Below are 24,856 nucleotides of genomic sequence, written 5' to 3'. Positions count from 1 at the left end.
ATTAAACAAACGTTTCGTTATCAACACTGTCAGCGTCAGGCGCACCCTTTGGCAGACGCGTGGCATCTTTTTCCAGCACTTCGAATTTAGTCATCAGCGCATCCGTTTTCTTACCCTGCTCTTCAAACATTTTCATGAGCTTGGAAAAATGGTTTTTGTCGTTATCATCAGACGGCGGAATAATTTCCGGTTTCGGATCTTTCTCATTTTTACCGTCGTCCGGATTATTACCGGCTGACAGCGCAGAGAATTGTTTCTCCAGCTCACCCATTTTTGTTTCCAGCACCGAGAACTTTTCATCCTGCTTAGAAAGCAGCCCGGTTAATTGCTCAAATTGTTCTTTCGTCATGTCGTGTTCCTCAGAATTTTGTTCATCAACCGTATTATCTGGATGAGTGGTGAAGCGCTCAAAAAGGCGGGAAATAAATGAGGAAGGTTCTTTCAGCTCAAGCGGCTCGGCATTCCCCTCCTGGACGTTTATCCCCTCATTTTTTGAAAAGTGCAGCATGTCTGTGCCCACACTGGCAGGCGTGTCAGTCACCGCAAGGCCATACATGTAGGTTTTGCCTGACTCTGCAAAGTTAGGTTCTATCTCGATGGATGAGAAAAGATACTGTTTCTCTTTATTCATCTGAATGAGATAGTTATTAGGCGACAGGCGAGCAAAGAGTTTTTGCACCCCGTTCACTTTTTCAGATTTAAGTTCATCAACCAAACCAAGATTATAATAACGGTGATGGCGTGGCCATATCAGCGCGGTGTAATAACTGCGATCGTAATTTTTAGCCGAATCAACCAGCCATTCTTCTTTGATATCGCGACCGTCGACGGTTTTACCCGCCGTTGCCACACAAATCCAGTCTGTTTTTAATCCAGGCATTTCGCACCGCGCATCATTCAGATGAAAGAAAAAAATCACATACATCCATTAAATGCCATACAGAAATATTTTTCACCGAATTAATTTCGGATAAGCGATATAACCGAAAAAAAGTTATTCACGGACGTAAATTCACAATTCACAATAGAGACAAAATAAGATGAGGGCTAAAAATGGCTGCACGCTACAGTGAAGAAACAAAACAAATGGCAAAGCAGCTTTATTTAAAGCGCCATACTCCGAAAGAAATTGCCACAAAATTAAAGCTACCGAATGTAGTACTGGTTTACAATTGGGCTGAAAAATTCAACTGGGCCGATTTACTCAGCGAGGAATCGGCTCTTGATGCCATTGAGCGCCGAATTGCAGTGTTATCGCCACGTGAGAATAAAAAAGTGGGTGAACTGCGCGAGCTGGAATGCCTGATTAACAGTCATATCAAGCTCATGGCGCAGCGAAACAAGCACACTGAGAAAATGGCCGAAATTAAAGGCCGTCTGCAGCCGGCTGCGGAGCATTCTGACGATACCGGCGAAGGGGAGCAGCCACGACGCCGTCGCCGTAAAAACGACATCAGCCATATCACCGCTGAGGCGCTCGATGCCTGGGCGAATGAGAACCTCTACCAGCATCAGCTGCACGTGCGTAAAAACAAATCGCACAAGGTTCGCAACATCCTGAAAGCACGTCAGATAGGCATGACGTACTACTTTGCCTTTGAGGCGCTCGAGGATGCAATCCTGACCGGCGACCAGCAAATTTTCCTGTCAGCGAGTAAGGCGCAGGCGTTTGTCTTCCGGCAGTACATTTTCAGCATCGCATCCCAGTTTTTCGACGTGCAGCTGCGCGGCACGGACATCACCCTGTCAAACGGTGCGGTGCTGCGCTTTCTGGCCACCAACAGCAATACCGCGCAGTCACATTCCGGAAACCTGTACTGCGATGAATATTTCTGGATCCCGAAATTCCAGAAAATGGACACCGTGGCAAGCGCCATGGCCGCGCAAATCAACCGCCGTGTGACCTACTTTTCAACGCCATCCAGTAAGTCACATCAGGCCTACCCGATGTGGAGCGGCGAGCGCTGGAAAAAAGACAGGCCGGACCGCAAGAACATCGAATTCCCCGATTTTGAGGCCATGCGTCAGGGGGTGCTTTGTCCCGATCGTCAGTGGCGTCACGTCATCACCCTCGCGGACGCCATCGCCGGCGGATTTGACCTGATTGACATTGATGAGCAGCGCGAGATCCACAGTGACACCGCCTTTAAGATGCTTTTTATGTGCATCTTTGTGGACGATGCCGCCAGCGTCTTCAAATTCGAGGTGCTCCAGAAATGCAAAGTGGATCCGACCACGTGGAAAGATTACGACTCAAAAGCCGCGCGGCCCTTCGGTCAGCGGGAAGTCTGGGGGGGATTCGACCCGGCGCGAACGGGCGATAATGCGACATTTGTTGTGGTGGCCGTTCCGGTGTTCGCCGGTGAACGTTTCAGGCTTCTGGAAAAATACCACTGGCGCGGCTTAGCCTTCGCCTGGATGGCGGAGGAGATCAAGAAAATTAAAGAAAAATTCAATATGACGCACATTGGCGTTGACGTAACCGGGATTGGTGCCGGCGTTTTTGAGCTCATACAGCACTTTGCCAGACGTGAGGCGATGCCAATTACCTATAACGTGGCGGAAAAAAACCGCCTGGTGATGAAAATGCTCGATATTGTCGACTCTGAGCGTATCGAGTGGGCTGAAGACGATCACACGAATGCATCGGCAAGTTTTATGGCCATCAGGCAAACAACAACCGCGAGCGGGAATGAAATGACCTTTGTGGCGGACAGAACAGAAGACACAGGGCACGCCGATCTCTTCTTTGCCATCAGCCACGCGATAATCAAAGAGCCGCTCAGTTACCGGACAAAACGTAAATCATCCTGGGGTATTGCAGCATGAGTAAGAGAAACAGGGGCAGGCAGAAAACTCTGCCGGCACGCTTTGATGCGCCGGAACCCCGGGCAGAGAACAAAATGAGCGTTATCAGCTTTGGCGGCATCGAGGAGATCACGTCACCGCTCGACTATGTAAAAACGAATTACGACACGTACAACGATTACTATATCCCGCCAATAGACCGGCAGGCGCTGTCAAAAATTGCCAATATCGCGGCCTATCACGGGGCCGTTTTGCGGGCACGCACAACCATGGTGGCCGGCGGGTTTGTCAGCGGTGGCGGCATGTCACAGAGCAAGATGCGGGCGACGGCGCTGAATCTGCTGATGTTCGGCGATGTGGCACTGCTAAAAGTACGCAACGCCTTTGGCGCTATAAATCGCCTGCAGCCGTTGCCATCGATGTACCTGCGTCGGCGGAAGAATGGCAAATTTGTGCTGCTGCAGCGGGGCGGCAATATCACCTATTCACCTGATGACATCATCTTCATCACCCAGTATGACCCGGAACAGCAGATTTACGGCATCCCGGATTACCTGGGCGGCCTGCAGTCCGCGATGCTGAACTTTGAGGCCACGCGGTTTCGTCAGAAATACTACAAAAACGGGGCGCATCTGGGCTACATCCTGTATGCCACCGACCCCGACATGTCGCCGGAACTCGAGATCGAGATAAGGAAAAAGATTGAGGAATCGAAGGGTGCCGGCAACTTCCGCAGCATGTTCATCAACATCCCGAACGGTAAGGCCGAAGGGGTCAAAATTATCCCGGTCGGTGATACCGGCGCGAAGGATGAGTTTGTGAACATCAAGAATATTTCAGCGCAGGATCAGCTTGTCGCCCACCGCTTCCCGGCAGGTCTTGCCGGCATCATTCCGCAGAACTCGACGGGGCTTGGCGACCCGCTGAAATACCGCGAGGCTTACCGGCAGGATGAGATCATCCCTATGCAAAATTTTATTGCGGAAGAAATAAACAACGGGGGGATACCGGCGAGGCTGCGGGTGTCGTTCGATAATAAACCAGTTGAGGATGCAGGCGCATGAAAAATAAATTAAAATCGCTGTATGACCATTATTACTTCGGAGTAATCAACATGCGCGTATTGAAAGTCACCTGCACGGTATGCCACGCGCCTGCGACTATTAAAAAGTCAGTACCGCAGCATGACGAACTTAGCGTTATCTATTGCGCCTGCGGCAACGTTGAGTGTGGTCATACGTTTGTGCTGAATCTGACATTTCATCATACCCTCAGCCCCAGTGCGCTGTCTGTCGATGGAAGGATCATAAACATGCTGGATAAACTTTCCCCACAACAGAAAGAAAATGCACTGCAGCAAATGCAGCTGCAGGGGATATAATATCCCCTGCAGTTTTACCACCGCGCAGGCTATGGATTGCCCCCAAACATAGCCCGTGCATTTTTTAGCGTCTCGTCTTCTCCGTTTTCTTCCTTCATCTCGCTAACGATCCTGACTGCTGCAGGCTCAGCCGTTCGCCGCTCACCAAATGAACTCATCGCCTCCGGAAAGATGGCCTTCATGACCAGCACCATTTCCTCAAACGTGCTGTATTCCGTCAGCTGAGCGGCCAGCATATGCGGCAGCCGGTCATCCTGCTTACCCAGCGCAACCCCCGCCAGCAAAGCGGCACGCCAGAAGCCTCCGCGGTCGCCCTGGGGCATTCTCTCGATGGCGTCACAGGCATAGCGATCGGCTGCGCTGCCTTCCGGATTGAGATAAAACGTGATTTTCCGGCGCTTATCGCTTTTCGGCATATCAGGATCCTATCGCATACATTCCATTGACCAGGTCAAACTGTGGATCGTCGCTTCGGAAGAAACGCTCGTCACGCACGCCGCAGGATGCGCGAAGCGCATCAGCAATCAGCTCAGCCCCACCGCCGATAACCATCACATGAGAGTAACCGTCAAAGCCCCTTACAGCATCAATGACGCGGCCAACAAGCCGGTGATGGGACTCGCGCAGCGCATCACGTACCACGGTAAGCCGTGACGTATCGTTAATCCGGCGCTGCAGGTAGTCCTCGTCATTGCGGTTAATAATCAGCTCATCGGCCAGGTAGCTGCTGCCGCGCGTCCCGGCTACCGTCATTGCTGCTCTGACTTCCTGCGTCATCAGCGACACACCAAGCCCGGAATCGCCGAATATCCGCGAGATACCGCGCATTTTTGCCCTCACATGCGAAATATCCAGCGTGGTACCACCGAGATCGACAATCAGGAGTGAATCCAGCTCGTCCAGGTCGCGTACCACGCTAAAGCCGGCTGGAATGGATTCCGGCATTACCTCGACGCTGCGGATGGTGAACGTTTCACCGTCATTAAGCACTACCGGACGCATGAGATTTTGCTGTTTACGCAGGATATTGTCGGTACGGGGCTGGTTGTCACGGTCGTAGAACTCCGTCAGAGGAAGCGTCACGACAATATCAACCTCGCATGGCGTAAGGCCCGTACACAAAAGCGCATGATGAACAGCAACCGCATTCACATCGCTGTACTGCCAGGCGACGTTGGTTGTCACCAGCGCATCGGCACTGATGGGATCGAAAGAATATTTTTCGCCGTTGAGGGTGTAGTTGTAGACACGCTCAGCACCAAACGTAACGCCCCATTCACGTTTAAAACTGTTCGGGCTGATTGCGCGGCGCACCTCTTTGCCCTCTTTCCACTGCAGCTTGATATTGGTTGAACCGTCATCAATAAAAACTTTCATACGACCTCATAAATAAAGTGAGAATAGATTGAGAAAAAAATGAGAAAAATTAGGGAATAATTTGCCTATGTCATAACCAAAAATCCCCTTCGCGCCACTTCGTGAGAAAAATCAGAGAAAAATAAAAGAACTATCTGAGCCATTATGTTCACGCTGTTATTTATCCCTGCTGAATACCCAGCAATGAAAAACATCAGGCATACGCTGCATTTCGCCTTTTCCGGCGTTGTAACGCTCACTGACGGCGCTGCGGGTAGCCACCTTGCGGATAAAACGTCGCTCATTACCGTTTTTAAGGAGTTTTTTGATTTCAGCCAGCGTAAACGGTATGTGCTGCCGGTGTTCGGAAGCGACCTGCACCATATGGTTAAAATTGACGGCAATTTCATTTTCTTTCGGAGAATGATTAATACCGTACGGCGTTAACTCATCCAGATAATCGAACAGCTCCCAGAATTCCTGCACAAGTGGATGATCGCGTTTCAGCGCCTGACAACGCTCAACGGCCAGAGCAGTAATTGCCGTACGTGTTTCCTCAATTCGGTCAATGGACACAGGCACAACCAGTGCAAGCGCCTCCATAAGTCCAGTAAGCTGAGCATGATTTTTTGCAATACGAATATGGCGAATGTCCGGATTGGACTCCAGCTCACGGCGTGCTTTTTCATAGCCCTTGCCGTAGGCCTGCATGATTTCTTTTTCGCGCATTGTGGCCATCAGCGTGAACCCGGATACGTGACTGACAGGTATCTGCTCAAGACGCTCTGCAGCGTATCGGGTCTGTAAGGACTGAGCCCGTTTATCGGTGTAAATGTGTATGATTCGCTCCAGAAACGCCTTACTGCCGTCAGTATCGGCGTTTTGAGCGATGACAATACTGCCCCTGAAAGGCGGCTCGTACGTCTCGTTATTGTTGGATTTTATCCCCACCGCGCGGGAGGCACGCCCGTTGTAAAGCGACTTAAGTTCATCCCAGTCAAAAGCACGTTGCTTTGCGTTATCTGTCGTACGATCGCCTTCGATTAAAACAACAGGCAGATTTCCAACCTGCGCAAAGTTACGGCCCCGGGCGGCGGCTGTTGATTTAGAGGGGTCAAACCCTTCGTACTCTTCACGACCCGCCAGTTTCCAGAGAAACTCAATCAATGTGGACTTACCGGTGCCAGGTTCTCCGACGATTTCTATAAACGGGAAAGACTTATCACGCTCGCGGATTTGCTCAGCAAATAGCGAGCCAAGCCAGAACGCAAGCGCCGCATAACCCTTCACCCCAAAAGCCGTCCAGATATCATCCACCCAGCCCGTTGTAAATTCGTCCAGCTTTGGGTTCAGATCCAGCGATGGCGTAAGGCTCAAACTCTTTACGCTGGCGCTATTGATTTCGAAATAGTCCTCGTCATTCATCTCGTAGAGCTTGCCACCACATACGGCAACGCGGTTAAACAGCCAGGCTGTATAATCCTTGTTATAGCCGATGAAATTTTGTGTCGTGACCTCTTTGATTTCCGGGAGCCTCATCTGGATGAATTTATCCAGCTGTTTGGTGCTACCGGTATACACTGCACCTTTTGCAATGTGCAGCAGGCGCTTTTTGAACTCTGCGGAACTGGTGAGCTGATTCGCCGTGAATGTGTCTTTGACCGCAGGCCGGCCAGGCATGTTGACCTTCACGTAGTACCATGATTCATCAGTGGGCTCTGAGCGCTGAAAGTAGAGCGGCGTCAGCCAGCAGTTGGCGATTTCGGTTACACCGCCAGACTCTTTCACGGCACGCTCTTTCGCCTCCCACTCCTGAATAACCTCAGTGCCGGAACTAGAAAAGCGCTCGTAGGCTCGCATGTAACGGTCAAGATCCAGCTCAAACCAGTACATGCGAGAACCATGCTCAAAATAAAATGCGTGCCACTCATTATGATGATGAATGAGAAGCGCTTTTTCGGTAGCACTTTTTGCCAGCAACAGATTGCCGTAATAACGGTAATTTTTACGGTCAGATGGCCCGAGGCGTTCAGCCAGCAGTAAATCGTTCCAGTCCTGTGCTTTCGCTGACTTAGCCGGCTGAGCGGCGCGAACTTTCCACCCGGCGGCTTCGCTACGCTTTGCAAACGCCAGAGTATGCTTAATGCCCGCCTTATCACCGTCAAAAGCCCATACAAGACGTGGGCGAGGTTTCTCACCCAACGCTTTTGCCAGCTCCTCAAGCGCGGCAAGCGGGTAATTATTGCTGCTCAGAGTTGCAACAGCAGTCACTCCGGCCTGGCAAAGACTGAGTGCATTAAAGATGCCCTCGGTAATCCAGATCTCGTTAACATCCTGCAGGTTAACAAATGGCGGAACCCACCAGTGGCCGACATAGCTACCTTTGATGTTGGCTTTCTGCTTACCAAAGCGCTGGGGTTTATCAATGATGCGTTCCCACGTGGCGCCACAGGCGAGTTTAAACCTGACGGTAGCAGAACCCATGCCATCCTTTGCAAAGGCACCCTGAGTGAAAAAGCCCTTGAGCCTCTCCGTATCGAGTCCGCGTGCTTCACGCAGATAAGCCTCAGCGGCAGCATGTGGCGTTTCAGGCGAGTCCTGGTACCGTGAAGACCAGTCTTCAAAAATGTCAGGGTATATCTCTTTAACAATAATCTGGTGTGCACAATTATTTTCGCGCCCGCATTTCAATATCCACGGCTTTTCAATACTGGTAAATAATTCGCGCTTTTGACAGCAAGGGCAAACGCCCTGCTGCAAATATTTTTCCCGCTCTTTAAACTCAAAGTCGCGAACGAGACGACTCACAACATCCCGTTGTATTGTGGCGTTCATAAATATTCCAGATATGAAGTTAGTTGATGGTTAAATCAGTGAATGCAATAAGCGTTATATTTTTCGTGAGTCATAAGAACCCAGTGCTTTCCGTTGTCTTTACTCAGCAAACGCCAGCGACGTGAAACACGCACAGAAAAATAAATGTGCGGCTTTATAACCTTATAAACCTTCTCACCACTGTAATACCGACAAAGCAACTCAAATGTTTTATTAAGTATAGTATTGCCTGCATGTTTGTTGGCTTTCAGTATCATTATTCCACCCTGGCTATTTTGTGCAGATACATCCATACGTAGGAAACGACTTTAGCCTGATGGATAGCATCATATAAGGCATGGTGTTTTATGCCCTCGAATTTAATAATGTTATGAACATTAAGGCCAAGCGCCCGGGATAGTTCGACAACGGTTTTAACGTCACGCTCGTTCCGGAAAAACCAAAGTGGTTCATCAAATCCGCACACTGCAACGGCATGATTGAGTATCACGGTGTCGAACGCTTCTTTGTTGCCCCATACCTGCAGACTGGAAGGTGATGAGTGCTCCAGAATGAATGCCTCAAGGTTCGCAAGTGCCAGAGGCAAATCAAGACGTTCATCATTTAAGATCTCACTACGCACATCAGAGTCCTGACGCATCCACCACAACACAGTCTCAGCACCTACTGTAAGGTTATGGCCAATGCAACTATCCAGACTGACACGCTGATAAAATTGCTTACCCATTTCACCCGTTTGAGGGTCAAAAAAGACAGCGCCGATAGAATTAATTGCAGATGTTGGGGTGCAGTCCATTCTTTTTATATCAATAATCAGATTGTTCATTACTTTATCCATAAGTTAAGCTGTATGTACGGTTTGAAGATGATTAATTACTGGCTTTTTCATTGATGCAGTAAGCAACGATGTTAAGCCAGTAAACTCCGGGATATTCCCGCTAAAAACCTGCAGTGTGATTTTGTGCAGTTCATTAAAATCATCTTTATCGTTGTTAAGCATGGCTGTTGCTGAAATACCCTCAAGGCACTTAGCAAGTTTCACATTTAACTCCATTAACTGCAGACCATCGCTGTGAACAGAAAATGTTTCTGTTTCGATTGATTTGGCCTGCTCGTGATAGTTATTCAATAAATTACGAATAAGCGTGGCGTATTTTGCTTTCATACTCATTCATTCCCTTTATCTGATTATTTTTGTTCCTGACGTACCGTTCTTTCAGTAGTGAACAGTCTGTTTTTCCAGTCATGCCATTCCGGGGGGGCTACCTGCGCAAGATGTGTAGCGTAGGCATCCCACTCAGCGCGATGGATGTAGATCTCACCACCCTTTTTTGATGCGTTTGTAGGGTCTTTCATTTTGATGACTGGTAGCTTGCCGGCCATAGCCATCTTACGAATGGCGGCAGGGGTTTTGCCGATGTAAGAAGCAAAAAATTCCGGGGTAACCAGGGCTGAAACCATGCTTTCTGCTATCTCTTTCATATGTAATACTCTCCGTTCCATTTAATTTCTAGGGCGTGTTAGGGCGTACTAGGGTTTATTTGTCGTCATCAAATGATGACACAACCAAAGGATAATCCTCAAATGATGACACCGTCAAGAAGCCATGCCAAAAAACTGAGAGACATACGAACCGCGGAAGGCATCACACAGGCAGATTTTGCAAAAATGCTTGAGATCGGGATAGGCACGGTTAGAAATTACGAAAGCGGACATCGTGAAGCTGGAATGGGAATCATAGATAAAGTGGTGAACCACCCCAGATTTACCAAATACACTCTTTGGCTTATGACAGGCCAAACGCTTCCGAACGCAGGGCAGGTTTGTCCCGCTGAATCGGCAGATGAAAGCAATCAGTCCGCAAGAAGTGCCTGACCTCATATGATCCGCTGTATAAGCCATTGTGTTATCCTTCGTTGGTTTTGGTTCCTAGTACGAATTAGGGTGTATTAGGGTTTATTTGTCGGTACTCAAATGAGTACCAGAGAAAGATAGTATACTGATGAAGACCATGTCAAGAGTCCATTCTCAGAAGTTGCAGCAAATAAGGAAATCAGAGGGGCTTACCCAAGCAGCCTTTGCGGATACAGTGTCTATTGCATTAAGTACAGTGAAAAATTATGAAAGTGGTCAGAGGGATGCAGGACTGGTAGTCATAGATGCGGTTCTAAATAATCCTAGGTTTGAAAAATACACTTTATGGTTGATGACAGGCAAAACAGCACCGTCGGCGGGACAAATCTCCCCGACTCTCTCCCCTGATGGGCCAGAAACAACAAAATATCCCCACTTAACTCAAAAAACTGGATAATTATCTGGTTCTTCTTCGTCTTAGAACACAACTTAACCAACGATTCAGACATCAGAGGGCTTCGCTATGTCAATTAAGAAGCTGGATGATGGTCGCTTTGAAGTGGATGTCAGGCCGCGCGGAACTTCAGGAAGAAGGATCCGGCGCAAGTTTGTAAGGAAAGCTGAGGCTCAGGCCTATGAACGTTACGTTCTGACCAACTTTCACGATAAAGAATGGCTCGAAAAACCTGCAGACCAACGCCTATTGTCAGATTTAATAGCTATATGGTGGAACTATCACGGTAAAAATCATAACTATGGAGATTCCTACCGGAAGCGTCTTGAGAAAATAAACAGAGATATGGGAGAACCAAGGATTTATTTGCTCACTAAAAACTTTTTGATGAAGTTCAGGGCCAATCGCCTTGAATCAGGCGTGTCACCAGGCACTATTAACCGAGACTTCTGTTCAATGTCGAGCATGTTCAGCCTGCTCATTGAAATGGAAGAATATCATCATGAAAATCCCTTTCGTAGTGTTCGTAAATTAAGGCTAGAAAATACTGAAATGTCCTACATGTCAGAACAAGAAGTAAAAGAACTTCTAAGTTCATTGACTGGGGACGACCGCAGGGTAGTTGTATTGTGCCTTAACACAGGTGCCCGCTGGGGAGAGGCAAGCAATTTAAAAGCAGAGCATGTCATTAACAACCGAGTGACATTCGTTAAAACAAAAACGGGGCCAGCAAGAACGGTACCAGTGTCTCAGGAAGTTGCCGATTACATTCTCACTAAAAAAAGCGGAAGGTTATTTAATACCGATTACGCACATATTCGTGAAGTGTTGAGAAAGGTTAAGCCGGAACTTCCAAAGGGTCAGGCTCTTCACGTTCTCCGGCACACATTTGCGACCCACTTTATGATTAACGGTGGCAATATCATTACGTTGCAACGCATATTGGGCCATACAACTATCGAACAAACGATGACTTATGCGCACTTTGCACCGGATTATTTGACGGACGCGATAAGGTTCAATCCTATGCGAGGAAGCGTCCATAACTTGACCTCTGGCTAGGGCGTATTAGGTAGTATTTAGCATCAAAAGGCGCAATTAAGTGTTTGTTTTGCTTCAAAGCGCCTTATTTTGCAGGCATACTCAATGCACCTTCGGGCGCGTTTTTTATTGACAGGATGAAAACAGTACGGGTACTTTAATGGTATCAATCACAGGATGAACCCATGACACGCACACCGTTTTTCTTCGCATTCTTTTTTACCTTCCCCTGAATGGGAGGCGTTTCGTCGTGTGATAAAGAATGCGAAGACGAACAACAAGGCCTCCCACACCGGGGGGCCTTTTTTATTGATAACAATAAACTAAACAGGCAACGCTATGACATCGGAAAACCCGTTAATGGATCTGCGAGTAAAAATCAGCGCACTGGATGAAAAACTGCTGGCGCTGCTCGCCGAACGCCGCACCCTCGCCGTCGAAGTGGGTAAAGCCAAGCTTGACTCCCACCGCCCTGTGCGCGACATCGACCGCGAGCGCGATCTGCTGGAGCGCCTGATCGAGCTGGGTAAAGCACACCACCTGGATGCTCATTACATCACCCGCCTGTTCCAGCTTATCATCGAAGATTCCGTACTGACCCAACAAGCGTTGCTGCAACAACATCTGAATAAAACTAATCCGCACTCCGCACGCGTGGCGTTTCTCGGGCCAAAAGGGTCTTACTCGCATCTGGCCGCACGCCAGTATGCTGCTCGCCATTTCGAAGAATTTATTGAAAGCGGCTGCGCAAAGTTCGCGGATATTTTTAATCAGGTCGAAACCGGACAAGCTGATTACGCTATCGTGCCGATTGAAAACACCAGTTCCGGTGCGATTAACGATGTGTACGATTTGCTTCAACACACTAGCCTGTCACTGGTTGGCGAGCTGAACATTCCAATCGATCACTGCGTACTGGTTTCTGGCTCAACCGACCTGAGCCAAATTGATACCGTCTACAGCCATCCACAACCGTTCCAGCAGTGCAGCCAGTTCCTGAACCGTTATCCACACTGGAAAATTGAGTACACCGAAAGCACGTCTGCGGCGATGGAAAAGGTGGCGCAGGCGAACTCTCCACGCGTAGCCGCGCTCGGTAACGAAGCGGGTGGCGCGCTGTATGGCTTGCAGGTGCTGGAGCGAAATCTGGCTAACCAGACACAGAACATTACCCGCTTCGTGGTACTGGCGCGTAAAGCGATTGATGTGTCCGATCAGGTCCCGGCGAAAACCACCTTACTGATGGCGACAGGTCAGCAGGCGGGTGCACTGGTTGAAGCCCTACTGGTGTTACGTAATCACAATCTGATCATGACCAAACTGGAATCCCGTCCGATCAACGGGAATCCGTGGGAGGAGATGTTCTATCTGGATATTCAGGCCAACCTGAAATCGGCATCCATGCAAGACGCCCTGCGTGAACTGGGCGAAATCACCCGTTCGATGAAAGTGCTGGGCTGCTATCCGGGCGAAAACGTCGTGCCGGTCGATCCGGTTTAACGCTCGACGAACCGACTTTTCTTCATTCCTGCCACGCTAACTGGCAGGGTGAAGATCGCACCTGATAGCGGATACTCCGCGACTTCCTGGCTATCCATGTTCTCGCGCGTGGTGGTGATAAACAGCGTTTTCATATCATCGCCACCAAAACAGACCATCGTCGGGCAACGCACCGGCAGGCGGTGCTCTTCCAGCTGTTCCCCTTGCGGTGAGAACCGTGCAATGCGCCAACCATCAAACAATGCGCTCCAGTAGCAGCCTTCAACATCCATCGCGGCACCGTCTGGGATTCCTTCCCCTTCTTTGAATCGGCGAAACACTTCGCGCGATCCCGGCTCGCCCTGCTCATCCAGCGGCGTACGGTAGATAACGCCATTGGGTGTATCCGAGGTAAACATCCACTGATTGTCCTGACTAAAGGCCAGCCCATTATGTCCGTGAATATCGCACTGGATCACTTTCGGCGTTAAGTCGTTATCAATACGCATCAGCATCGCGCCGTTACAATCTCCAGGCCCCCAAAAGGTGCCTGCGTAAAAACGCCCCAGATGATCGGTGCCACCATCGTTAAAACGGGCCAGCTGAGGATTCGACGGGTTATCACACACTTTACGCTGGAGCAGCCCGTGCTTATCGGTCAGCCAGATCGCGTTACGCATCGCGACGATAAATCCGCCTTTTTCACGCAAGGCAAAACAGCCAACTTCTTCATGGAATGAGAGAACAGTATGTTTAGCCGAAGAGAGATGATAACGATGAATCTCGCCTTCCAGAATATCGGCCCAATAGAGTGCTTTCTCGCTCTCACTCCAGGTCGGACATTCCGGTAAGTGCCCAGTGTAATCGAATAAAACCTGCGGTTCCGCCATGACAAATCCTCAAATGAAAAAAGCCAGCAGTGCTGGCTTTTAGTATATACATCATTAGATTACTGGCGGCTATCGTTCGCCTGGCGCAATAAGGTGCGGCTCTCATTCTGGAAACGCTTCGCGTAATCACCGAACCAGTGTTCGACCTTACGGAAACTGTCGATAAAGGCCTGCTTATCGCCCTGTTCCAGTAATGCTATCGCCTCACCAAACCTCTGGTAGTAGCGTTTGATCAGCGCCAGATTATTCTCTGACGACATAATAATATCAGCATACAGCTGAGGATCCTGGGCAAACAGACGCCCGACCATTGCCAGCTCCAGACGGTAAATCGGAGAGGAAAGCGCCAGCAACTGCTCCAGTTGGACATTCTCTTCAGCCAGATGCAGGCCGTAAGCGAATGTCGCAAAGTGGCGCAGCGCCTGAATAAACGCCATGTTTTGATCGTGCTCAACCGCGCTGATGCGGTGCAAACGCGCGCCCCACACCTGAATCTGTTCCAGGAACCACTGATAGGCTTCCGGCTGACGGCCATCGCAGTAAACGACAACTTGTTTCGCCAGGCTACCACTGTCCGGGCCAAACATCGGGTGTAAGCCCAGCACCGGTCCGTTATGCGCCGCGAGCATCGCCTGCAGCGGACCATTCTTCACGGACGCCAGATCCACCAGAATACAGTCTTCCGGCAGAGGCGGAAGTTTTCCGATAATGGCTTCGGTCACATGAATTGGCACGCTGACGATGACCATGCCCGCATCGGACATTAACTCTGGCGCTCGCGCCCAGTCTTCTTTTTCAAGAATACGTACCTGATAGCCAGAAAGCGTCAGCATCTTCTCAAACAGACTCCCCATCTGACCGCCACCGCCGACGATCACCACCGGGCGCAACGACGGACAGAGGGTTTTGAAGCCCTTATCGTTTTCGCTGGAGTAGGATTCACGCATCACGCGGCGCAGGACATCTTCAATCAGATCGGGGGAAACTCCCATCGATTGCGCCTCATCACGACGAGAGGCCAGCATGGACGCCTCGCGCTCCGGGACGTAAATCGGCAAGCCGTATTTGCTTTTGACTTCGCCGACTTCCGCAACCAGTGACATACGGCGCGCCAGCAAATCCAGCAGCGCCTTATCCACTTCATCAATTTGATCGCGTAATGCGGTCAATTCTGCAACCATAACAAACCTCTTAAGCCAGACGCGTCGCCAACTGGCCGTTCAAATCTTTGTGGATCTCACGCAGCAGCGCGTCAGTCGCTTCCCAACTGATACACGCGTCCGTGACGGAGACACCGTGTTTCATTGCACTGCGCGGCTGTTCGGATGACTGATTACCCTCGTGGATATTACTCTCAATCATCAGACCGATAATCGAACGGTTGCCGTCTTTGATTTGCGCGACAACGGATTCCGCTACCGCAGGCTGGCGACGGTAATCTTTATTGGAGTTACCATGGCTGCAATCTACCATCAGAGCCGGGCGCAGTCCCGCCTGTTCCATCTCTTTTTCACACTGCGCGACATCCGCCGGGCTGTAGTTTGGTGCTTTACCGCCGCGCAGGATCACGTGACCATCCGGGTTGCCCTGAGTTTGCAGAAGGCAAACCTGACCGGCCTGGTTGATCCCGACAAAGCGGTGCGGCATCGCCGCTGCACGCATGGCGTTAATCGCGGTGGCCAGACTGCCGTCAGTGCCGTTTTTAAAACCAACCGGCATCGACAGGCCAGACGCCATCTCGCGGTGAGTTTGTGATTCTGTAGTGCGCGCACCAATCGCGGACCAGCTAAACAGATCGCCCAGGTATTGCGGGCTGTTCGGGTCGAGCGCTTCTGTCGCCAGCGGCAGCCCCATATTCACCAGGTCTACCAGCAGACGACGCGCAATCTTCAGACCGGCTTCCACATCAAACGAGCCATCCATGTGCGGATCGTTAATCAATCCTTTCCAGCCCACGGTGGTACGAGGTTTTTCAAAATAGACGCGCATGACCAGGTAGAGGCTATCGCTGACCTCCTCTGCTAATGCTTTAAATCGACGAGCGTATTCAATCGCGGTTTCAGGATCGTGAATAGAGCAAGGCCCGCACACCACCAGCAGACGCGGATCGCGACCGGCAATGATGTTTGAAATGGTCTGGCGGGAGTGCTCGATCTGAGCCTCTTGTTCAGTGCTCAGCGGGAATTCCTGCTTTAACTGATCTGGCGTGATCAAAACCTGTTCGTCGGTAATATGTACGTTGTTCAGCGCGTCTTTTTGCATGATGGCGATCCTGTAATGCTCGTTTGCGATAGTGTTTTCCTCGATGAGGTGAACATACAATATCACACGAAGTAAAGATTTCAATCCAAAATACGTAAACATTACTTTACGAATGGCGATTTTTAGCAAAAAACATTCGATAAAACTGTAAACTTATAATTACATGTCGCTTTTTCTTAGCCAGGCTATGCTGAAGAAAAAGGAGAATGACAATGCGTCTAACTGTTTTCGTACTACTGTCTCTACTTTTGACAGGCTGTCAGATAAACCCCTACACCTTCCAGCCAACCTGGACCGGCACTAGCTGGTTCACTGCCGGTAAGGAAGATGCCATGAATGGCGCGTCGGTAAAAAGCAATGAAACACTCGCGGATAATTTTAACGATCCAGACGTAAACCGCAGTGAATACCTGCGTGGTTACGCAGACGGACAGAAAAAAATATGCACTGAGGATTTTGTCTACGCCTGGGGCGTGTCCGGGAAAGTATTTCCCGCCAGTTGCGATACCGCAGAAAATGCAGACCTGTTGCGCAAATCCTGGCAAAAAGGAATGGATGAAGGAATGCGGGGATCAAGACTTAATTAATTTAATAACATAACTATTTCATCCAGTTGCGATTTGGATTTAGCTTAAGTCACCATAAATTCCACATAATGACTGTTTAGGTAAACAATGGTATTCTGCCCGCAATATTTAAGGACATATATTTCCAGAGCGGTATGGCGGATTCTGGTGAGACATTTTTTTTCGATCCCTTTGTGCCATGTGTTGCTGGCGCTCATGCTGTTGATTGTCGGCGGGCAAACCCATGCAGAGACAGTGACGGAAACAGATAAGTCAGTACGTGCGATCGTCTCTGGCATTGTCAGTTATACCCGTTGGCCAGCGCTTTCTGGTCAGCCTAAGCTCTGTATTTTTTCATCATCCCGTTATGCTCAAGCGCTCAGTGAAAGCACTTCGGTCTCATTGCCGTACACGCCACAGATTGTTCATACTGAGTCAGAAGCATTAAATGCCACCTGTGATGCCGTTTATTTTGGAAATGAATCGCCTGCTAATCAACTTGAATTATTCAGGAATTATCAGGGCAGAGCGTTACTATTAATCGCCGAACAAAATGCTGAATGTGTTATTGGCAGTGCCTTTTGCCTGATTATTAATGAAGAAACAGTTAGATTTTCTGTCAATCTGGATGCACTGTCCCGCAGTGGCGTAAGAGTCAATCCGGATGTGTTAATGCTTGCCCGGAATAAGAAGCATGAATAAGGAATTTTCTTCAACGCCACGCCCAACGTTTAAAAGAACGCTGAGGCGCATCAGTATGATTAGCGTAGTTATTACCATGACGCTAATATGGTTATTATTGTGTATTGCGTCGGTAGTGACGTTAAAACAATACGCACAAAAAAATCTCGAATTAACCACTGCCACCATGAGTCGTAGTCTCGAAGCCTCTCTGGTTTTTAATGATGCGACAGCGGCCGGAGAAATCCTTGCCACACTTGGCAAACAGGGTCAGTTCGCCGTTGCAGAAGTGCTCGACGTCCATCATAAGCGTTTTGCGTCCTGGTCATGGAACCCTGATGATAATCCCGACACCTTGGGAACGTTGGTTAGCCGTCTGCTCTTTCCCGTCCCGGCCGTGCAACCGGTGATGCATAACGGCAACGTTATTGGCGAAGTCCGTATCACCGCACGCGACAGCCTGATTAGCCATTTTATCTGGACATCTTTCGCCGTATTAACGGGTTGTATTTTCCTCGCCGCTTTTGTGGCACTGGCCATCACCCGATCGTTACATCATGGGATCGTCACGGCGCTGCAAAACATCACCGAGGTGGTACATGACGTCAAAACGAATCGTAATTTTTCGCGTCGGGTAGACGAAGAGCGCATCGAAGAATTTCACCGTTTCGGCCAGGATTTCAATAGCCTGCTCGACGAAATGGAAGAGTGGCAGCTTAAATTACAGGCCAGAAATGCGCAGTTGATGCGTACCGCTATGCACGATCCACTGACAGGGCTTGCCAACCGCGCCGCTTTTCGCAACAGCATTGCTGCGCTAATGAACGATTCCTCTGCACAGTTCAACTCAGCCCTGCTGTTTCTGGACGGTGATGACTTCAAACAGATTAATGATACCTGGGGACATGCGGCGGGCGATTGCGTGCTGATTGACGTCGCCAGCAGAATGGTCGAGTTTGGCGGCCAGCGCCATCAGTCCTACCGTCTCGGCGGCGACGAATTTGCCATGATTCTTTATGGCGTTCACTCGACGACCGACGTACAGCAGATCTGTAATGCGCTATCACAGCAGTTTCTGCTGCCGTACGATCTGCACAATGGACACACCGCAACAATGTCTCTCAGTATTGGTTTTGCTCTGACGTGGGAAAATACCTCGGTTGAGGCATTGCTGGAGCAAGCCGATCGCAATATGTACCAGGCGAAAAAGCAGCGCTCAAAAATAATATCGTAAAAAAGGAACACATTATGTTAAAGCGATACCTCGCTCCAGTCTTACTGGCATCAATGATTCTGGCAGGCTGCCAGGCACCGCCCCAGGGAAAATTCACCGCAGAACAGATCGCGGCGATGAAATCCTATGGCTTTAACGAAATGAATGGCGACTGGTCACTCGGCCTGTCGGCCAAAATTTTGTTTGGTAAAAACGAATATCAGCTGCGACCGGAAAGCGAACAACAGATCCAGACGATGGCGACAAAACTGGCCGCAACAGGTCTGGTCCACGCGCGCATGGACGGACACACGGATAACTACGGCGAAGAGAGTTACAACGAAGCGCTGTCCTTAAAACGCGCTAATGTCGTGGCAGATGCCTGGGCGAAAGGGGCCAATATCCCGCGCAGCAACCTCACCACGCAGGGATTAGGCAAAAAATACCCGGTTGCGAGTAATGCGACATCACAAGGGCGTGCTGAAAACCGCCGCGTGGCAGTGGTTATCAGCACGCCTTAACCATTATTTGGTGGATTCAGACAGCGACAGCAACGACTGCGCGCGCCAGCGCAACCAGTCAATCAGCACGAAAAAGGCCAGGCTGAACCCCATCACCGGCATCATCATCCCGAGCATGACGCTGATAAATAGCGTCACTCCTCGCCCACTCGCGGGGAGTGACAGCCAACACTGACATAGCGTCAACACCGGATTCCTGGAGGCCAGAGCAGGACGACGCATCCACCACATCCGATATCCCCATGCGATCAATACGCACAGCGACACGCCGAAGACGATCAGTATTAGTTGATTCACCAGACCAAACAGAATACCCATATGAAAATCAACGCCCCAGCGAGTCAACTTCGCCATCAACGGGAAATCGGCGAAACGGGTTTGGTCCAGGATCTGCATGGAATGCGGGTCAATAGCCACGGCGTCCACCTGCGTTGGCCAACCGCGATCAATCTCAGTGACTGTCCAGGCTTGTTCAGCCATTTTAGCAGGCCTGATTTCCAGCTTATTCGCATCGATACCCGCCTCTCTTGCCACGTGCAGGACGTTATCAAACAGCGTCAGATCCATCGCCATCTCAGGCATCATCATCGCATCATGATGCCCGCGATGCTCAGCATGAGAGTCGACCTCAGCCGCTGGCCCGCGCAGCTGAGTGTTCACCTGCGGTGTGAGCCAGTTCATTTGCGTACGCAGTTTGTCGACGTTCCCACCCGCCCACTGCGACCAGGTAAGCCCGGTGGCAGAAAACAACAGCATCCCACCCAACAACGTCCAGCCGAGTGCTACATGCACACGACGGCGACTCTGAAAGGCGTTATTGATTCGTCGTTTAGGGCGTGTGTAAAACCACAGTGCAATCCCACCCAGAGCTGCTATCCACATCCAGGAGGCGGCCAGCTCGCTATACAAACGTCCAAAATCCCCCAACATCAATGAACTGTGCAGATAATCGATTTTCTGACGTAGGGGCAAAATGCCGCTGGTGCCGTAAACCGTCATATCCCCGCGAACCTCAAGACTCACCGGATCGACAAAAATAGCCCGGTTTTCCGATGGTCCAAGCGTCGGGTCAGCAAACATCACGCGCGTCGTTTCCCCTCCAATCAGGCCAGGACGCACGGCTTGCAGGCGTAATTGATCTCCAATAGCTTTCTCCGCTACGGCGATTTGCTCAGCCAGAGGTTGAGCTTCACCGGTGATGTCGCTATACAGCGCGTGCTTATACAGCATGCTTTCGAGCTGCGGTGTCGCCACATAGAGCGTTCCCGTTAATGCTGCGAAAAAAATGAACGGGCCGACAAACAACCCAATATAAAAATGGAGGCGTCGCAGCAGGTTTCCCCAGGCTGCGCGCGGCGTGCTAGCAGTCATACTTTTCCTTTGTGCAGGCAAAAAGTTATCGATGCGCAAACGCGCATATCTTTATTGTTTAGAGGGAATAAGCAGACAATTGCGGCGGAGCGCGGGTATCGGGAAACAGCCAGGGGAAAAAGTGCCAGTGGTTTACCGCCTGTCGCGTTGGTTTGATACGTTGACGCAGCAACACGGCGCACAGCAGCACAATCAGCGCCAACATCATGCCCGGCACATGCGCCAGTAATACGCAGTATCCGCAGGCCTCAGCATGATCAAGCGGCATCGGCTGTGGCGTTTCAGCATGATGTCCCGCCATCGACATCTGGCTCATATCATGGTGCATACCTGGCATCGCACTCATGGGATCTTTTTGCAGCGAGACGGAAATCAGTGGTGCAACCACGATCAGCAGGATCGCAAACAGCGCGGTCCAGGCCGCTTTGCGATTCAAGGCTGACAGATGCGGTGCGTTATTCACTGACCCTCCACTAGAGAGCCGGTATTGTAAATGATTTATGACGGAAGAGTTAACAGGCGGAGTGAATTGGCATAAAAAAGGGCCGGCCTTGCGGCCAGCCCTTTTAACAGGATGTTGCTTAAGCGAGTCTTAGTTCAGACGCTCTTTGATACGAGCAGACTTACCAGTACGCTCACGCAGGTAGTACAGTTTAGCTTTACGTACAGCACCACGACGTTTGACAGTAATGCTGTCAACTACTGGAGAGTGAGTCTGGAAGACACGCTCAACACCTTCGCCGTTGGAAATTTTACGAACAGTGAATGCAGAGTGCAGACCGCGGTTACGAATAGCGATAACCACGCCCTCGAATGCCTGCAGACGTTTTTTGGAACCTTCAACAACCCATACTTTCACTTCCACGGAATCACCCGGACGGAATGAAGGTACGTCCTGCTTCATCTGCTCTTGTTCAATTTGCTTAATAATGTTGCTCATAATTTAATCTCTTATCCTGGGTAAACTGATATATCGGGAGCGTATTACGCTTGCCCATCATGTTTATGTTGCTGTTGTGCGAGCTCTTTTTTGAACTCCGCCAGCAACCTTACTTGCTCTTCAGTCAGAGCCAGGTTTTCCAGAAGTTCAGGTCTTCTAAGCCAGGTTCGGCCCAGCGACTGCTTCAAACGCCAGCGACGTATCTCGGCATGGTTCCCCGACAGCAATACCGCCGGTACTTCCATCCCTTCTAACACTTCAGGGCGGGTATAGTGTGGACAGTCCAGCAATCCATCAGCAAAAGAATCTTCTGTTGCTGAAGCTTCATGGCCCAGTACACCCGGAATAAACCGGGCTACGGAGTCAATCAGCGTCATTGCCGGTAGCTCACCACCGCTGAGAACGTAATCGCCGATTGACCATTCTTCATCAATTTCGGTCTGAATTACGCGCTCATCTATCCCTTCATAGCGACCACATACCAGAATCAGTTTCTGATTCGTGGCCAGTTCGCTTACGCCTGCTTGATCAAGCTTGCGTCCCTGAGGTGACAGATAAATCACCTTTGCGCCTTCACCTGCCGCGGCTTTTGCTGCATGGATGGCTTCCCGTAAGGGTTGAACCATCATTAACATCCCCGGTCCGCCGCCGTAAGGACGTTCGTCCACGGTACGGTGCCGGTCATGCGTGAAGTCACGAGGACTCCAGCTTTCGATGTTCAGCAGGCCTTTTTTTACTGCCCGGCCAGTTACCCCGTAATCAGTAATCGCGCGGAACATTTCAGGAAACAGGCTAATAATGCCAATCCACATAGCGCCGTCTTTTACCGTTTATCCGGAGAATTTAAAAACCAGGATCCCAATCTACTTCGATTGTTCGAGTAGTGAGATCGACTTTCTTGATAACCTGCCCATCGAGGAACGGAACCAGCCGCTCCTTGATGCCAAACGCATCTTTCAGGTTTGCCTTAATGACGAGAACGTCATTTGACCCGGTTTCCATCATGTCGATGACTTTGCCCAGGGCATAGCCTTCAGTAGTGACCACCTGGCAACCCATAAGGTCTTTCCAGTAATAATCACCCTCTTCCAGCGAAGGCAGTTGCGATGAATCGACGACAATTTCGCAATTGGTCAGCAGATTCGCCGCATCGCGATCGTCAACGCCTTTCAGCTTGATCACGATATCCTGATTGTGGTGACGCCAGCTTTCCAGCTCGACCGTTTCCCACTTACCGGCTTTCTGGATCATCCAGGGCTGGTAATTAAAAATGCTTTCAGCGTCTTCAGTGGAGGAAAACACTCTGAGCCAACCACGAATACCGTAGCAAGAACCCATTTTTCCCAATACGATCGGTTCAACAGGTGCTTTATTGCTCATCATGACCACCGTGACAGATTAAGCTGCTTTGTTTGCTGCTTTGATAAGCGTAGCAACGCGATCGGAAACAGTAGCGCCCAGGCCAACCCAGTGAGCGATACGATCCAGATCCAGACGAGTTTCTTCTTCAGAACCGCTAGCGATCGGGTTGAAGAAACCAACGCGCTCAATGAAGCGACCGTTGCGTGCATTACGGCTGTCAGTAACAACAACCTGGTAGAACGGACGCTTTTTTGCGCCGTGACGTGCTAAACGAATAGTTACCATAACATCCTCTTGTGTGAATAAAACACAGGGCCCCATCGAGGAACGGAGCCCAGTGTCATATTAAAAGCCCGAAAATTTTACTGATTTCTGGGGAAAATGCAATCAACAGTTACTCAGACTGCTGTAAATGGCAGGCAAGCCAGGCCAATCAGCGGCCCGGGAAGCCTGGGGGCATCATCCCTTTCATGCCTCGCATCATTTTCGCCATTCCGCCCTTCTTCATTTTCTTCATCATGCGCTGCATGTCGTCGAACTGTTTCAGAAGGCGGTTTACATCCTGTACCTGCATCCCGCAACCGGCGGCGATGCGGCGTTTGCGCGAACCTTTGATGATTTCTGGCTTGGCGCGCTCTTTCAGCGTCATCGAGTTGATGATCGCTTCCATACGCACCAGCACTTTGTCATCCATTTGCGCTTTGACGTTATCTGGGATCTGACCCATGCCCGGCAGTTTGCCCATCAGGCTGGCCATGCCACCCATGTTTTTCATCTGGCGAAGCTGTTCGAGGAAGTCGGTCAGGTCGAAACCGTCACCTTTCTTCAGCTTGCTTGCCAGCTTCTCAGCCTGCGCGCGGTCAACCTTGCTCTCGATATCTTCGATCAGCGACAGCACGTCGCCCATACCAAGAATTCGGGAAGCAATACGATCTGGATGGAACGGCTCCAGCGCTTCGGTCTTCTCACCGACGCCGAGGAATTTGATCGGCTTACCGGTGATGTGACGGATAGAGAGCGCCGCACCACCGCGAGCATCACCGTCCACTTTCGTTAATACAACGCCGGTCAACGGCAGCGCTTCATTAAACGCTTTTGCGGTATTTGCCGCATCCTGACCGGTCATCGCATCGACAACGAACAGGGTCTCAACCGGATTAATCGCGGCGTGAACCTGTTTGATTTCGTCCATCATCGCTTCGTCAACGTGCAGACGACCGGCGGTATCCACCAGCAGCACGTCGTAGAATTTCAGCTTCGCTTCTTTCAGTGCCGCATTAACGATGTCCACTGGCTTTTGCGCAACGTCAGACGGGAAGAAATCTACGCTAACCTGCTCAGCCAGAGTTTCAAGCTGTCGGATTGCCGCCGGACGATAAACGTCGGCAGACACAACCAGGACTTTTTTCTTATGCTTTTCGCGCAGGAATTTACCCAGTTTAGCGACGCTGGTGGTTTTACCCGCACCCTGCAGGCCCGCCATCAGCACCACCGCAGGTGGCTGCGCGGCCAGGTTCAGAACCTGGTTTTCTTCGCCCATTGCCGCAACCAGCTCGCTGCGCACAATTTTGACGAACTCCTGACCTGGGGTCAGGCTTTTGTTCACTTCATGACCAACCGCTTTCTCTTTTACACGGCTGATAAACTCGCGCACAACGGGCAGTGCCACATCGGCTTCGAGCAACGCCATGCGGACTTCGCGCAGCGTTTCTTTCACATTGTCTTCGGTAAGGCGCCCACGGCCGCTGATGTTGCGCAGCGAGCGCGACAAACGATCGGTTAAATTATCAAACATTGTCTCTCGCCTGAGGGTGAAACGTTAGGTCGCGTCAGCGACACATA

At 50.3% G+C, this 24,856-nt stretch carries 30 protein-coding genes and 1 other annotated feature; of the genes, 12 read left to right on the top strand and 18 right to left on the bottom strand.

The features are described 5' to 3' along the window. Position 1: 1 nt before the first annotated feature. Entirely contained in the window at positions 2 to 880 is an 879-nt protein-coding gene (locus JBO43_RS13850; RefSeq protein WP_202674549.1) for a GPO family capsid scaffolding protein, read from the bottom strand. Between the two features lie 173 nt (positions 881 to 1,053). Between JBO43_RS13850 and JBO43_RS13845 the strand changes: the two genes are divergently transcribed. The 3 genes from JBO43_RS13845 to JBO43_RS13835 are packed head-to-tail and all read left to right on the top strand — an operon-like array spanning position 1,054 to position 4,189. Further along, positions 1,054 to 2,829, top strand: coding sequence for a terminase large subunit domain-containing protein (locus JBO43_RS13845; RefSeq protein WP_202674548.1), 1,776 nt, complete (start codon positions 1,054 to 1,056; stop codon positions 2,827 to 2,829). Beyond that, positions 2,826 to 3,872 (top strand): phage portal protein, encoded by a 1,047-nt coding sequence (locus JBO43_RS13840; RefSeq protein ID WP_202674547.1) that lies wholly within the window; start codon positions 2,826 to 2,828, stop codon positions 3,870 to 3,872. The genes JBO43_RS13845 and JBO43_RS13840 overlap by 4 nt, the downstream gene beginning before the upstream one ends. Further along, positions 3,869 to 4,189, top strand: a complete 321-nt coding sequence (locus JBO43_RS13835) for an ogr/Delta-like zinc finger family protein (RefSeq protein ID WP_237730051.1) — start codon at positions 3,869 to 3,871, stop codon at positions 4,187 to 4,189. Before JBO43_RS13840 ends, JBO43_RS13835 begins: the two co-directional genes overlap by 4 nt. A 29-nt stretch (positions 4,190 to 4,218) precedes the next feature. On the opposite strand, the gene JBO43_RS13830 is transcribed toward JBO43_RS13835, so the two are convergent. From JBO43_RS13830 to JBO43_RS13805, 7 genes are all read right to left on the bottom strand, one after another. Beyond that, positions 4,219 to 4,605, bottom strand: coding sequence for a plasmid partitioning/stability family protein (locus JBO43_RS13830; RefSeq protein WP_202674546.1), 387 nt, complete (start codon positions 4,603 to 4,605; stop codon positions 4,219 to 4,221). 1 nt (position 4,606) lies between these two features. Further along, a complete protein-coding gene (locus JBO43_RS13825; RefSeq protein ID WP_202674545.1) occupies positions 4,607 to 5,566 on the bottom strand; it encodes a plasmid segregation protein ParM in 960 nt (319 codons plus the stop codon). Positions 5,567 to 5,722: 156 nt separating this feature from the next. Beyond that, positions 5,723 to 8,380, bottom strand: a complete 2,658-nt coding sequence (locus JBO43_RS13820) for a toprim domain-containing protein (RefSeq protein ID WP_202674544.1) — start codon at positions 8,378 to 8,380, stop codon at positions 5,723 to 5,725. A gap of 35 nt (positions 8,381 to 8,415) precedes the next feature. Beyond that, positions 8,416 to 8,637: a ParE family toxin-like protein gene (locus JBO43_RS23285; RefSeq protein WP_237730050.1), complete on the bottom strand. Its 222-nt coding sequence runs from the start codon at positions 8,635 to 8,637 to the stop codon at positions 8,416 to 8,418. Then, a complete protein-coding gene (locus JBO43_RS13815; RefSeq protein WP_202674543.1) occupies positions 8,637 to 9,206 on the bottom strand; it encodes a 3'-5' exonuclease in 570 nt (189 codons plus the stop codon). The genes JBO43_RS23285 and JBO43_RS13815 overlap by 1 nt, the downstream gene beginning before the upstream one ends. A 15-nt stretch (positions 9,207 to 9,221) precedes the next feature. Then, positions 9,222 to 9,551, bottom strand: coding sequence for a hypothetical protein (locus tag JBO43_RS13810; RefSeq protein ID WP_237730049.1), 330 nt, complete (start codon positions 9,549 to 9,551; stop codon positions 9,222 to 9,224). Between the two features lie 17 nt (positions 9,552 to 9,568). After that, complete coding sequence (locus tag JBO43_RS13805) at positions 9,569 to 9,862, bottom strand: Cox family DNA-binding protein (protein ID WP_202674542.1); 294 nt, start codon at positions 9,860 to 9,862, stop codon at positions 9,569 to 9,571. Between the two features lie 102 nt (positions 9,863 to 9,964). Between JBO43_RS13805 and JBO43_RS13800 the strand changes: the two genes are divergently transcribed. From JBO43_RS13800 to pheA, 5 genes are all read left to right on the top strand, one after another. Then, complete coding sequence (locus tag JBO43_RS13800; RefSeq protein WP_202666496.1) at positions 9,965 to 10,255, top strand: helix-turn-helix domain-containing protein; 291 nt, start codon at positions 9,965 to 9,967, stop codon at positions 10,253 to 10,255. A gap of 136 nt (positions 10,256 to 10,391) precedes the next feature. Beyond that, on the top strand, positions 10,392 to 10,691 hold the full coding sequence (locus tag JBO43_RS13795; protein WP_202666497.1) for a helix-turn-helix transcriptional regulator: 300 nt from the start codon (positions 10,392 to 10,394) through the stop codon (positions 10,689 to 10,691). A gap of 66 nt (positions 10,692 to 10,757) precedes the next feature. After that, positions 10,758 to 11,750: a phage integrase gene (locus tag JBO43_RS13790; RefSeq protein WP_202674541.1), complete on the top strand. Its 993-nt coding sequence runs from the start codon at positions 10,758 to 10,760 to the stop codon at positions 11,748 to 11,750. A gap of 163 nt (positions 11,751 to 11,913) precedes the next feature. Next, positions 11,914 to 12,039, top strand: a sequence feature (Phe leader region). Next, positions 11,915 to 11,962, top strand: a complete 48-nt coding sequence (pheL, locus tag JBO43_RS13785; protein ID WP_103946649.1) for a pheA operon leader peptide PheL — start codon at positions 11,915 to 11,917, stop codon at positions 11,960 to 11,962. Its footprint overlaps the feature before it by 48 nt. Positions 12,040 to 12,068: 29 nt before the next feature. Further along, entirely contained in the window at positions 12,069 to 13,229 is a 1,161-nt protein-coding gene (gene pheA, locus JBO43_RS13780; protein WP_202674540.1) for a bifunctional chorismate mutase/prephenate dehydratase, read from the top strand. Here the strand turns inward: pheA and JBO43_RS13775 are convergent. The 3 genes from JBO43_RS13775 to aroF are packed head-to-tail and all read right to left on the bottom strand — an operon-like array spanning position 13,226 to position 16,360. Beyond that, on the bottom strand, positions 13,226 to 14,098 hold the full coding sequence (locus tag JBO43_RS13775) for an SMP-30/gluconolactonase/LRE family protein (protein ID WP_202674539.1): 873 nt from the start codon (positions 14,096 to 14,098) through the stop codon (positions 13,226 to 13,228). The two genes, pheA and JBO43_RS13775, sit on opposite strands and share 4 nt — an antisense overlap. A gap of 59 nt (positions 14,099 to 14,157) precedes the next feature. Beyond that, positions 14,158 to 15,279, bottom strand: coding sequence for a bifunctional chorismate mutase/prephenate dehydrogenase (gene tyrA / locus JBO43_RS13770; RefSeq protein ID WP_202674538.1), 1,122 nt, complete (start codon positions 15,277 to 15,279; stop codon positions 14,158 to 14,160). 10 nt (positions 15,280 to 15,289) lie between these two features. Then, positions 15,290 to 16,360, bottom strand: coding sequence for a 3-deoxy-7-phosphoheptulonate synthase AroF (gene aroF / locus JBO43_RS13765; protein WP_095282967.1), 1,071 nt, complete (start codon positions 16,358 to 16,360; stop codon positions 15,290 to 15,292). A 212-nt stretch (positions 16,361 to 16,572) separates the two neighbouring features. On the opposite strand from aroF, the gene JBO43_RS13760 reads away from it, so the two are divergent. The 4 genes from JBO43_RS13760 to JBO43_RS13745 all read left to right on the top strand — a co-directional run bounded on the left by JBO43_RS13760 (position 16,573) and on the right by JBO43_RS13745 (position 19,341). Continuing rightward, a complete protein-coding gene (locus JBO43_RS13760; RefSeq protein ID WP_095282968.1) occupies positions 16,573 to 16,947 on the top strand; it encodes a DUF2799 domain-containing protein in 375 nt (124 codons plus the stop codon). A 195-nt stretch (positions 16,948 to 17,142) separates the two neighbouring features. Further along, entirely contained in the window at positions 17,143 to 17,628 is a 486-nt protein-coding gene (locus JBO43_RS13755; RefSeq protein WP_174348938.1) for a regulatory sequestration protein YfiR, read from the top strand. Beyond that, entirely contained in the window at positions 17,621 to 18,841 is a 1,221-nt protein-coding gene (gene dgcN, locus JBO43_RS13750) for a diguanylate cyclase DgcN/YfiN (protein WP_095282970.1), read from the top strand. Before JBO43_RS13755 ends, dgcN begins: the two co-directional genes overlap by 8 nt. 14 nt (positions 18,842 to 18,855) lie before the next feature. Next, the gene (locus JBO43_RS13745; RefSeq protein WP_103950179.1) at positions 18,856 to 19,341 is read left to right on the top strand and encodes an OmpA family protein; all 486 of its coding nucleotides are present in this window, start codon (positions 18,856 to 18,858) and stop codon (positions 19,339 to 19,341) included. A 3-nt stretch (positions 19,342 to 19,344) separates the two neighbouring features. On the opposite strand, the gene JBO43_RS13740 is transcribed toward JBO43_RS13745, so the two are convergent. The 7 genes from JBO43_RS13740 to ffh all read right to left on the bottom strand — a co-directional run bounded on the left by JBO43_RS13740 (position 19,345) and on the right by ffh (position 24,809). After that, on the bottom strand, positions 19,345 to 20,712 hold the full coding sequence (locus JBO43_RS13740) for a PepSY-associated TM helix domain-containing protein (protein WP_202674537.1): 1,368 nt from the start codon (positions 20,710 to 20,712) through the stop codon (positions 19,345 to 19,347). A 58-nt stretch (positions 20,713 to 20,770) separates the two neighbouring features. After that, positions 20,771 to 21,175 (bottom strand): DUF2946 domain-containing protein, encoded by a 405-nt coding sequence (locus JBO43_RS13735; RefSeq protein ID WP_103946487.1) that lies wholly within the window; start codon positions 21,173 to 21,175, stop codon positions 20,771 to 20,773. 129 nt (positions 21,176 to 21,304) lie between these two features. Beyond that, positions 21,305 to 21,652 carry a 50S ribosomal protein L19 gene (rplS, locus tag JBO43_RS13730; RefSeq protein ID WP_095282974.1) on the bottom strand — a complete coding sequence of 116 codons (348 nt, stop codon included), beginning with the start codon at positions 21,650 to 21,652 and terminating at the stop codon, positions 21,305 to 21,307. 44 nt (positions 21,653 to 21,696) lie between these two features. Beyond that, positions 21,697 to 22,464: a tRNA (guanosine(37)-N1)-methyltransferase TrmD gene (gene trmD, locus JBO43_RS13725; protein ID WP_103946488.1), complete on the bottom strand. Its 768-nt coding sequence runs from the start codon at positions 22,462 to 22,464 to the stop codon at positions 21,697 to 21,699. 31 nt (positions 22,465 to 22,495) lie between these two features. Further along, positions 22,496 to 23,035: a ribosome maturation factor RimM gene (rimM, locus tag JBO43_RS13720; RefSeq protein WP_095282976.1), complete on the bottom strand. Its 540-nt coding sequence runs from the start codon at positions 23,033 to 23,035 to the stop codon at positions 22,496 to 22,498. 15 nt (positions 23,036 to 23,050) lie between these two features. Beyond that, complete coding sequence (gene rpsP / locus JBO43_RS13715; protein WP_095282977.1) at positions 23,051 to 23,299, bottom strand: 30S ribosomal protein S16; 249 nt, start codon at positions 23,297 to 23,299, stop codon at positions 23,051 to 23,053. A gap of 148 nt (positions 23,300 to 23,447) precedes the next feature. Beyond that, positions 23,448 to 24,809, bottom strand: coding sequence for a signal recognition particle protein (gene ffh / locus JBO43_RS13710; RefSeq protein ID WP_095282978.1), 1,362 nt, complete (start codon positions 24,807 to 24,809; stop codon positions 23,448 to 23,450). Positions 24,810 to 24,856 lie beyond the last annotated feature (47 nt).

This window comes from Lelliottia jeotgali (assembly GCF_016771845.1).
Classification (GTDB): domain Bacteria; phylum Pseudomonadota; class Gammaproteobacteria; order Enterobacterales; family Enterobacteriaceae; genus Enterobacter; species Enterobacter jeotgali.
The sequence above is the reverse complement of the archived record's forward strand: the minus strand, read 5'-3'. Positions and strand labels throughout refer to the sequence as shown.